Origin of the sequence: Citrobacter cronae, assembly GCF_016893685.1 — a bacterium.
Taxonomy (GTDB): domain Bacteria; phylum Pseudomonadota; class Gammaproteobacteria; order Enterobacterales; family Enterobacteriaceae; genus Citrobacter; species Citrobacter werkmanii.
Genome location: NZ_CP069763.1, coordinates 180,199 through 190,325, shown reverse-complemented (window position 1 = coordinate 190,325; position 10,127 = coordinate 180,199). Strand labels below are relative to the sequence as shown.

Sequence of the window (10,127 nt, the reverse complement as noted above, 5' to 3'; positions counted from 1 at the left end):
TTTAATCGCAGGAGACAATCTTCATCGCCAGACCGCCGCGAGAGGTTTCGCGGTATTTGGCATTCATGTCTTTCCCGGTTTCGTACATGGTCTCGATGACTTTATCGAGGCACACGCGCGGTTCGCTGGTACGGCGCAGCGCCATACGCGCGGCGTTAACCGCTTTGACCGAAGCAATGGCATTACGCTCAATGCACGGTACCTGAACCTGGCCGGCAACCGGATCGCAGGTCAGACCCAGGTTGTGTTCCATACCGATTTCCGCCGCGATGCATACCTGCGTTGGGCTACCGCCCAGCAGTTCAGCCAGACCGGCCGCTGCCATGGAGCAGGCTACGCCAACCTCTCCCTGACAGCCGACTTCGGCGCCGGAGATAGAGGCGTTCATCTTGTACAGTGAACCGATGGCGCTCGCGACCAGCATGTAGCGTGCCAGCGAGTTAGCGTTCACTTCGCGGATAAACTTGTCGTAGTAAGCCAGCACGGCAGGAACAATCCCGCATGCGCCGTTGGTTGGCGCGGTAACCACACGTCCACCGGCAGCGTTTTCTTCATTCACGGCCAGCGCGAACATGTTGATCCAGTCAACAACCGCCATCGGGTCAGTGGTGGTTTTGTCCTGGCTTACCAGCATACGCCGTAGCGCCGCCGCACGACGTGGAACGCGCAGTTTACCCGGCAATACGCCTTCGGTGGTGATACCGCGCTCAATCCCGCTACGCATCACTTCCCAGACGTTGGCAAAGTGCTGTTCCAGCTCTTCTTTGCTGTGCAGCGCCAGTTCGTTTTGCATCATCAGGCCGGAAAGCGACAGGCCGGTTTCCTGGCAATGACGTTGCAAATCCGCCGCAGATTTATACGGATACGGTACGTTTACCGGAGCGCTGTTCGGTAAACCAAAGTGTTCTTCATCAACGATGAACCCACCGCCAATGGAATAGTAAGTCTGGCTGTAAACGGCTTTTTCGCCCGCCAGTGCAGTAATACGCATCCCGTTTTCGTGCAAAGACAGATTGTCCGTATGGAAATTCATGCACTTGTCGACCGGGAATTCGACCTCATGTTGACCGTCCGCCAACAGCAAACGCCCATGAGTGTTCACATCCTGGATAAAGGCCGGGATGGCATCAATGTCTACGGTATCCGGCAGATTACCCGCCAGACCCATAATAATTGCGATATCGGTATGGTGACCTTTCCCCGTCAGGGACAAAGAACCATAAACATCAACCACTACGCGGGTTACATCAGTGAGAATTCCGCGTGCAATCAGGTCATCCGTGAATTGTTTGCCTGCTTTCATCGGGCCAACAGTATGGGAGCTGGAAGGGCCAATGCCGATTTTGAAAATATCGAATACGCTAATCATGAGGCGTCCATTGTGTATCGAGGTGCGCCGCCCCGGGGAGCGGCGCAGGGGAATTAACTGAACAGAGAGTAGGAAATTGCGGAGATAGCGATCAGGCCCATAATTACAACGAAGACGTTGCTGATATGGCCGCTGTATTTACGCATTGCCGGTACTTTCTGAATGGCATACATCGGCATCAGGAACAGAATCATCGCGATGATTGGGCCGCCCAGGGTCTCAATCATACCGAGGATGCTTGGGTTCAGCGTCGCCACAATCCAGGTGGTTACCAGCATGAACAGCGCAGTGATTTTGTTCAGTTTGTTGATTTCGATGGTTTTGCCTTTGCCGCGCAGAGACTTAATCACCATACCGTTGAAACCTTCACGTGCGCCCAGGTAGTGGCCGAGGAAGGATTTGGTGATAGCGATCATCGCGATGATTGGCGCCATCCAGGCGATAATCGGCGCGTTGAAGTGGTTCGCCAGGTAAGACAGGATAGAGATGTTCTGCTCTTTCGCTGCAGCCAGATCCGCCGGGGTCAGGCTCAGTACGCAGCTGAAAACGAAGAACATAACGGTCAGTACCATCATGATGTGAGCGAATGCCAGGATTTTGGAGCATTTCTTCTCAGCGTCATCACCGTACTCTTCACGCTTCGCCACGGCGAAGGAGGAGATGATCGGAGAGTGGTTGAAGGAGAACACCATTACCGGAATCGCCAGCCACAGAGTCATCCACAGACCGTTGCCGGTAGAAGCCGCAGAGTCAAAAGAGAGTGTTTCCAGCGCCGCGCCGCTCCACTGAGGGATCAGGTACAGAGCCAGCAGCATCAGGGCAGCAACAAACGGGAATACCAGGATGCTCATCGCCTTCACGATCATCTGCTCACCGAAGCGCACGATGGTCATCATGCCGACAATCAGGATCAGAGACAGGATGGCACGCGGCGGCGGAGTAATCGCCAGCTGGTGGGTCAGGAAGCTTTCAACGGTATTGGTGATTGCTACGCTGTAAACCAACAGAATCGGGTAGATTGCGAAGAAGTAGAGCAGGGTAATCAGTTTACCTGCGCCAACGCCAAAGTGTTCTTCTACAACTTCAGTAATGTCTTCACCCGGGTTTTTACCGGACAACACGAAGCGGGTCAGGCCACGGTGTGCAAAGAAGGTCATTGGGAAGGCAAGGATTGCCATGATGATCAGCGGGATCATACCGCCTACACCTGCGTTAATCGGCAGGAACAATACACCCGCGCCAATCGCCGTGCCGTAAAGGCCCAGCATCCACATGGTATCCGTCTTGCGCCATGCGCTGCGGGTCTGGCCCGTAACGATAGTGCTGGTTTGAGTGTTTTCCATCTATTTCTCCTGGAGGAAGCTTAAAAAGTCGGGTTTGGGGTCAATCCAATGAGAAAGAACCCGACTGTAAATCGAAATTCGTTGAGCGATTTTTTATATAATTTTTCGCCGTAATAATTTGCGGGCGGAAAGATACATTTTAGTAATGAATGTATCAGTGATCGCGATCCCAAATGCAATAATCCACCTTTTATGTGGATAAATTTGGACCATTAATCTGTTAAAAAATAGTCAAAGCGAATTTACGGGCGCAGAGGCTAACATTAACGACATATCTCATGAAAGCGAAGGCGCGAAGATACGAGCGTTGCGCTGTAAAAACTGTTGTTTTTAGAGGATTTTGGCGACTAATAATAATTTCCTAAGATAAATAACGGTTGGTTTTTGGAAGTAATCGTTTGCGTGGCGCGTGATTTTTAACGACATATCATTGGTATTTATATAATCGTCTGAGCTATGTGACTGGTATCACTAAAAAAAGCCGGGAGGCGACTGCGCCAAACCCGGCTTTGATATGGACAAAACTGTCACCCCGATAGCGTCTGCTATCGGGTGTTGAAGGTCAGGCGCAGATCTCGTAGCAAGGGATGTACGCGGAGCCTGGCAACTTCATACGATGCTGCGCAACGAATCCCTGCAGGAGATCGTCCATGCGGCGCATCATTTCGCGGTCACCGTGGATTTTGTACGGGCCAAACTCTTCGATGGCGCGAATGCCGACTTCCTTCACGTTACCGGCCACAATACCCGAGAATGCACGACGCAGGTCGGCCGCCAGAACTTCAACGGGTTGATCCGGATACAGTTTCAGGTTAGCCATGTTTTCATGGGACGGCTCGAACGGCATCTGTAAATCAGGTGCGATACGAATCGACCAGTTAAAGCTGTAGGCGTCTCCGGTGTCGCGACGGTTCTCTTTTACCAACGGCATCGCTTTTTTCATCAAGCGCGCAACTTCCGCCGCATCGTCAATGATAATGCGATAGTGTCGGCGGGCATCTTCCCCCAGCGTGTGTACGATAAACTCGTCCAGCACGCGGAAGTAATCGGCGCTCTCTTTTGGTCCGGTCAAAATCAGCGGTAGCACCTGATCTTTATTAGCCGGGTTCATCAGGATCCCCAGCAGATACAACAGCTCTTCCGCAGTCCCGACGCCACCCGGGAAGATGATAATACCGTGGGCGATGCGCACGAACGCTTCCAGACGTTTTTCAATGTCCGGCATGATGATCAGTTCGTTAACCAGCGGGTTAGGCGGCTCAGCGGCGATGATTGACGGTTCAGTCATACCAATAAAGCGGCTGTCTTTGTAACGCTGCTGGGCGTGACCGACCGCTGCGCCTTTCATTGGCGCTTCCATCGCTCCCGGACCGCAGCCGGTACAGATGTTCAACTCACGCAGGCCCAACTGGGTGCCGACGCGACGCGCATACAGGTATTCATTTTCGTTGATTGAGTGACCGCCCCAGCAGACGACCATGTTCGGCGCTTCACCGACATGTAGCGCTCGGGCGTTACGCAGGATCGAGAACACCAGGTTGGTAATATGCACTGAACTTTCGAGATCCAGATGCTGAAAACGACCCGCGTTATGGATCTGAGCATTGACGAACAGAATGTCGCGCAGCACGGCAAACAGGTTGGCCTGCAGCGCACGAATGATGCGCCCATCAACAAACGCATCTTCAGGCGGGTTAATCAGCTCCAGCTTCACGCCCCGTTCGCGGCGCAGCACGTTAATATCGAAATTTTCAAAGCGGGACAGCAGTTCTTTGCTGTTGTCGGTTAGACTACCGGAGTTCAGAACGGCAAGTGAACAGTTACGAAACAGTTGATACAGGTCGCTGCTGGCCGTGCGTTTAAGTAATTCGACTTCCAACTGCGACAACATGTCCATTGAGCCAAGTGGGCTAATATGTGTAATCAAGTAGACTCCTTATGGGACGCAAAACGTCATTCCCTGGTAGTTACAATAGCCCTGGCTGATGGCCTTTCACAACCTTGCGCGCGGAATCCGACACGCAAAATTGAGAAAAAAGATTACTGACGTACCAGTCGGCCCGTAGCTGGCGTGAAATCGGTATTGGTGCGCCATGGGTTAATGTCCAGACCGCCACGCCGCGTGTAGCGCGCATAGACGCTCAGTTTCTCCGGCTGGCAGAAGCGCAGAATGTCATTGAAAATACGCTCCACGCACTGCTCGTGAAATTCATTATGGTGGCGGAAGGAGACCAGATAACGCAGCAGCTTCTCCCGGTCGATTTTGCGTCCGCGATACTGAATTTGTATGGAGCCCCAGTCGGGCTGGTGGGTGATCAGACAGTTGGATTTCAGCAGATGGCTGACCAGCGTCTCTTCCACCGCTTTTTCGCCGCTCACGGCATTTTCCAGATATTCAGTGCTGAACTGGTAGTTATCAATGACGATATCCTGATTATCGATACAGGTGCCGTTAAAGTGGGCGATCGGTTGTCCTTCCAGTTCGTCAAGGCGGTATAGCGCCACGCTGACATCGCCCTGAGCGCAGGCGCGCAGATCGTTTTCCAGCGTCTGGCGTACCGCCTCCCAGGAGTCAAAACGCGTCTGGTTAAAACTGTTCAGGTACAGCTTAAAGCTTTTCGATTCAATCAGATTTACGCTGGTGTAATCCAGCTCCACATGACCGACCGCAACCTGCGGTAAGCCGTTAGCATTCAGCCATGACAGTTCATACAGCGTCCAGATGTCGGCACCGTGGAAAGGCAAATTATCGGCCTTTAAATCCAGCGGGTCGCGGTTGAGGCTGCGCGGAACGCCCTGCAACAAACTGGCATCGTAATTGTCCCGGTAATCCGTTGATTTACCGAGAGTCAGGCCGTCAAGCGCCCGATGATTTTCATAAGAAGACATGTTTCACCGTCATAAACCAGATACACTATGCGACAAGTGTATCCTGGCTTTTGTGAAGAGAGAAATCAGTGGACGAATTGACAGCGCAGGCGTTGACAGCCTTTACGACGCGTTATTGCGACGCGTGGCATGACAAAAACAACAGCTGGCCGCTCAGCGAAGAGCTGTATGGCGTACCTTCACCATGCATCATTTCTTCCACTAACGATGCGGTTTACTGGCAACCTCAGCCTTTTGTCGGTGAAAAAAACGTCAATGCGGTTGAACGTGCCTTTGACATTGTGATACAACCTGCCGTTCATGCTTTTTACACCGCCCAGTTTGCCGGGGATATGCACGCGCAGTTTGCGAATGAAAAGCTGACGTTGCTGCAAACCTGGAGTGAGGATGACTTCAGGCGCGTCCAGGAAAACCTGATTGGTCACCTGGTTACGCAAAAGCGACTCAAGCTCTCGCCTACGCTTTTTATTGCCACGCAGGACAACGAACTTGATGTCATCTCGGTGTGCAATCTGTCCGGTGAAGTGTGCAAAGAAACGCTGGGAACCCGTCAACGAACGGTGCTGGCGGCCTCGCTTGCGGAATTCCTCACTCAACTTAAGCCAGTTCTGTAATCCAGTTTGCCCTCAATCGTGTGAGATATCTCTTACAAACCCTGTAGGACATTGCCAGGTAATAAGTGAAGACTTAATGAATTGAAAAACTAATAATTACTTATAATTCAATTTGTTAATATTTTATTGTCAACTTTCATATGAAAATTATCTTAAGGGTATGTCTGTAGGTATCTTGTAAGACAAAGCGAAACAGGCGATTCTATATATGTCGACAAGGAGTCGCACAACGAAGTGAACATCAGGATGATGGCTCTTCGGCAGGACACACCAGGATGGTGTTGCAAGGACAGGCTTCAGGATGAAGCAAAGAGGAAAGCGCGGGATGCGTTAAAGGACACCTCCAGGATGGAGAATGAGAGCCGGTCAGGATGTTCGGCGGGTCAGGATGGCCAGGACGCTTCAGGATGAAGTTTTCACATCGGGGTGGTGTGAGCAGGATGCAAAAGTTCAGGATGAACAAGGTCGCAAGACCACAGGAAAAGTTGTCACGGATGAGCAGGGAGCACCAAAAGTAGCTGGAATGCTGCGAAACGAACCGGGAGCACTGTTTTTACAGTGCTCCCTTTTTTTATTTCCTTTTCACTAATGCTATTCTTCGCGCCAGATTTTTCATCATTGAGGTTAATTTCATGACGACTCATGACCGTGTGCGCCAGCAGTTACACGCGCTTGAAGCGCTACTGCGTGAACATCATCACTGGCGGATGGACGAGCCAGCAGAGCATCTGTTTGCCAGCACGCAGCCTTTTTGTATGGATACCATGGAGCCGGTCGAATGGCTGCAGTGGGTGTTGATTCCCCGTATGCATACGCTGCTTGATAATGCGCAGCCGCTACCGCAGGCTTTTGCCATCGCACCGTATTACGAAATGGCGCTGACGGCCGATCACCCGCAACGCGACATTCTCCTGACGGCATTGCAGGAACTGGATGCGCTATTTACAAGTGATAACGCCTGATGCTGGAGATCCTCTATCAGGACGAATGGCTGGTTGCGGTCAATAAACCTTCTGGTTGGCTGGTTCACCGCAGTTGGCTCGACCGCGATGAGAAAGTGGTGGTGATGCAAACGGTGCGCGACCAGATTGGTCAGCACGTGTTTACCGCCCACCGGCTCGACAGACCGACCTCCGGCGTGCTGCTGATGGGGCTGTCCAGCGAAGCCGGGCGGTTGCTGTCTCAGCAGTTTGAACATCATCAAATGCAGAAACGCTATCATGCGATTGTGCGTGGCTGGCTGATGGACGACGCCGTGCTGGATTACCCGCTGGTGGAAGAGCTGGATAAGATAGCCGATAAATTTGCCCGCGAGGATAAAGAGCCGCAGCCTGCGGTCACCCATTATCGCGGTCTGGCGACGGTTGAAATGCCGGTGGCGACCGGGCGCTATCCCACCACCCGTTACGGGCTGGTGGAACTGGAGCCTCAGACCGGTCGTAAGCACCAGCTCAGACGCCATTTGGCTCACTTGCGCCATCCGATTATTGGCGACAGCAAGCATGGTGATTTACGGCAAAACCGCAGCGCCGCAGAGCATTTCGGCTGTCAGCGCTTGATGCTGCATGCCAGCCAGCTTGAGCTGACTCATCCTTTCACTGGCGAGCCGTTGGTTATTCGCGCCGGGCTGGATGAGGTCTGGATGCAGGCGCTGTCACAGTTTGGCTGGCGCGGACTTCTCCCTGAGAATGAAAGGGTTGAGTTCAGCGGGCTGTCAGGTCAGGATGAACAGATAGATTCTTAAGTCCCTGGAGATAAAGGTTATGGCGGAAATTGGAATTTTTGTCGGCACGATGTATGGAAACGCGCTGCTGGTTGCCGAAGAGGCCGAGGCGATTTTAACTGCGCAGGGCCATAAAGCCACGGTATTTGAAGACCCGGAGCTTACCGACTGGCAGGCATATCAGGATAAATATGCATTGGTGGTAACCTCAACGACCGGGCAGGGCGATCTGCCGGATAGTATCGTACCGCTGTTTCAGGGAATCAAAGAGAGTCTTGGTTTCCAGCCGAATCTGCGTTATGGCGTCATTGCGCTTGGCGACAGCAGCTACGTTAATTTTTGCAATGGCGGCAAGCAGTTCGATGCGCTGTTACAGGAACAAAGCGCGCAGCGCGTAGGTGAAATGCTGCTGATTGATGCCAGCGAGCATCCTGAACCGGAAAGCGAATCTAATCCCTGGGTAGAAAACTGGGGCACCTTGCTTAAATAATCCCTCGCCCGCACGGGCATACAACCCCCATTAGAAAACCGTAGGCCGGGTCAGGCGAAGCCGACACCCGGCAATAAAACCCCAATTACGTGAACTAACTTCCATTGCTTTGGGCTTATGCCCCAAACAACTTCTCACTGCCTCCCTAATGTTGTGTTCATGCACGGTGAGGGAAAGTGGCACTCCTTCATATACTTTTCCCGTCAGTTCCCGGAATGGCAGCGAGTCAGAATAAAACGGCCCTGAGCTGTACCAAAACTGCCACACACTAACCTCTCATTCTGATCACCCTACAGGTGCTGTACAGAATGAACTGGCGCAAGCCAGGATTCAGGAGTGCAACAATGAGTTCATTAAGTCAGGCGGCGAGCAGCGCGGAAAAACGCACTAACGCTCGCTACTGGATAGTGGTGATGCTGTTTATCGTCACATCCTTCAACTACGGCGATCGCGCCACCTTATCCATTGCCGGTTCGGAGATGGCCAAAGACATTGGCCTGGATGCGGTAGGCATGGGGTATGTATTCTCCGCTTTCTCATGGGCGTATGTCATCGGCCAGATCCCCGGCGGCTGGTTGCTCGATCGCTTCGGCTCCAAACGTGTTTATTTCTGGTCCATTTTTATCTGGTCCATGTTTACCCTGCTGCAGGGCTTCGTCGATATCTTTAGCGGCTTCGGTATTATCGTCGCGCTGTTTACCCTGCGCTTCCTCGTAGGGTTAGCCGAAGCCCCCTCTTTCCCCGGCAACAGTCGTATTGTGGCGGCGTGGTTCCCGGCGCAGGAAAGGGGCACGGCGGTCGCTATCTTTAATTCGGCGCAATACTTTGCCACCGTTATCTTCGCGCCAATCATGGGTTGGCTGACTCATGAAGTGGGTTGGTCACACGTGTTCTTCTTTATGGGCGGTCTCGGAATTGTTATCAGCTTTATCTGGTTGAAGGTGATTCATGAACCGAACCAGCATCCGGGCGTAAACCAAAAAGAGCTGGAATACATTGCCGAAGGCGGGGCGCTGATCAATATGGATCAGGCGGCAGCCAAAGCTAAAGTACCGTTCAGCGTGAAGTGGGGGCAGATCAAACAACTGCTGGGTTCGCGGATGATGATTGGTATTTATATTGGCCAATACTGCATTAATGCGCTGACCTACTTCTTTATCACCTGGTTCCCGGTTTATCTGGTGCAGGCGCGCGGTATGTCCATTCTGAAAGCCGGCTTTGTTGCCTCGGTCCCGGCCATTTGCGGATTTGCGGGCGGCGTGCTCGGCGGCATTATTTCCGACTGGCTGATGCGCCGTACCGGTTCGCTGAATATCGCGCGTAAAACGCCAATCGTCATGGGGATGCTGTTATCGATGGTGATGGTGTTCTGTAACTACGTCAACGTCGAGTGGATGATCATCGGCTTTATGGCGCTGGCCTTCTTCGGCAAAGGCATCGGCGCGTTGGGATGGGCGGTGATGGCCGATACCGCGCCAAAAGAGATCAGCGGTCTGAGCGGCGGCCTGTTCAATATGTTTGGCAACATTTCCGGCATCGTCACGCCAATTGCCATTGGCTACATTGTGGGCACTACCGGCTCGTTTAACGGCGCGTTGATTTACGTAGGGGTACATGCGCTGATTGCTGTCGTCAGTTATCTGGTGCTGGTGGGGGATATTAAACGTATCGAATTGAAACCTGTCACAGGACAATGACG

Annotated in this window: 9 protein-coding genes; 5 read left to right on the top strand and 4 right to left on the bottom strand. The window is 52.5% G+C overall.

The genetic code is table 11. The features are described from left to right. Position 1: 1 nt before the first annotated feature. From JSN25_RS00865 to queF, 4 genes are all read right to left on the bottom strand, one after another. A complete protein-coding gene (locus JSN25_RS00865) occupies positions 2 to 1,369 on the bottom strand; it encodes an L-serine ammonia-lyase (protein WP_085048811.1) in 1,368 nt (455 codons plus the stop codon). A gap of 53 nt (positions 1,370 to 1,422) precedes the next feature. Next, the gene (locus JSN25_RS00860) at positions 1,423 to 2,712 is read right to left on the bottom strand and encodes an HAAAP family serine/threonine permease (RefSeq protein WP_006687002.1); all 1,290 of its coding nucleotides are present in this window, start codon (positions 2,710 to 2,712) and stop codon (positions 1,423 to 1,425) included. Positions 2,713 to 3,274: 562 nt separating this feature from the next. Next, the gene (ppnN, locus tag JSN25_RS00855) at positions 3,275 to 4,639 is read right to left on the bottom strand and encodes a nucleotide 5'-monophosphate nucleosidase PpnN (protein WP_038633231.1); all 1,365 of its coding nucleotides are present in this window, start codon (positions 4,637 to 4,639) and stop codon (positions 3,275 to 3,277) included. 113 nt (positions 4,640 to 4,752) lie between these two features. After that, positions 4,753 to 5,601 (bottom strand): NADPH-dependent 7-cyano-7-deazaguanine reductase QueF, encoded by an 849-nt coding sequence (queF, locus tag JSN25_RS00850; RefSeq protein ID WP_038633229.1) that lies wholly within the window; start codon positions 5,599 to 5,601, stop codon positions 4,753 to 4,755. A gap of 68 nt (positions 5,602 to 5,669) precedes the next feature. Between queF and syd the strand changes: the two genes are divergently transcribed. The 5 genes from syd (at position 5,670) to gudP (ending at position 10,125) form a co-directional block, all read left to right on the top strand. After that, a complete protein-coding gene (syd, locus tag JSN25_RS00845) occupies positions 5,670 to 6,215 on the top strand; it encodes a SecY-interacting protein (RefSeq protein WP_085048812.1) in 546 nt (181 codons plus the stop codon). 632 nt (positions 6,216 to 6,847) lie between these two features. Then, positions 6,848 to 7,177 carry a YqcC family protein gene (locus tag JSN25_RS00840; protein WP_038633225.1) on the top strand — a complete coding sequence of 110 codons (330 nt, stop codon included), beginning with the start codon at positions 6,848 to 6,850 and terminating at the stop codon, positions 7,175 to 7,177. Next, positions 7,177 to 7,959: a tRNA pseudouridine(65) synthase TruC gene (truC, locus tag JSN25_RS00835; RefSeq protein ID WP_042310721.1), complete on the top strand. Its 783-nt coding sequence runs from the start codon at positions 7,177 to 7,179 to the stop codon at positions 7,957 to 7,959. Before JSN25_RS00840 ends, truC begins: the two co-directional genes overlap by 1 nt. A 19-nt stretch (positions 7,960 to 7,978) precedes the next feature. Further along, positions 7,979 to 8,428: a flavodoxin gene (locus tag JSN25_RS00830; protein WP_137351633.1), complete on the top strand. Its 450-nt coding sequence runs from the start codon at positions 7,979 to 7,981 to the stop codon at positions 8,426 to 8,428. A 344-nt stretch (positions 8,429 to 8,772) separates the two neighbouring features. Then, the gene (gene gudP, locus JSN25_RS00825) at positions 8,773 to 10,125 is read left to right on the top strand and encodes a galactarate/glucarate/glycerate transporter GudP (RefSeq protein ID WP_038633216.1); all 1,353 of its coding nucleotides are present in this window, start codon (positions 8,773 to 8,775) and stop codon (positions 10,123 to 10,125) included. Positions 10,126 to 10,127: the final 2 nt, after the last annotated feature.

What these genes read in the sequence shown, in the direction of transcription:
- JSN25_RS00865 (WP_085048811.1), bottom strand. Translation starts at nt 1,369, where the DNA reads ATGATTAGCGTATTCGATATTTTCAAAATCGGCATTGGCCCTTCCAGC.
- JSN25_RS00860 (WP_006687002.1), bottom strand. Translation starts at nt 2,712, where the DNA reads ATGGAAAACACTCAAACCAGCACTATCGTTACGGGCCAGACCCGCAGC.
- queF (WP_038633229.1), bottom strand. Translation starts at nt 5,601, where the DNA reads ATGTCTTCTTATGAAAATCATCGGGCGCTTGACGGCCTGACTCTCGGT.
- JSN25_RS00840 (WP_038633225.1), top strand. Translation starts at nt 6,848, where the DNA reads ATGACGACTCATGACCGTGTGCGCCAGCAGTTACACGCGCTTGAAGCG.
- truC (WP_042310721.1), top strand. Translation starts at nt 7,177, where the DNA reads ATGCTGGAGATCCTCTATCAGGACGAATGGCTGGTTGCGGTCAATAAA.
- JSN25_RS00830 (WP_137351633.1), top strand. Translation starts at nt 7,979, where the DNA reads ATGGCGGAAATTGGAATTTTTGTCGGCACGATGTATGGAAACGCGCTG.
- gudP (WP_038633216.1), top strand. Translation starts at nt 8,773, where the DNA reads ATGAGTTCATTAAGTCAGGCGGCGAGCAGCGCGGAAAAACGCACTAAC.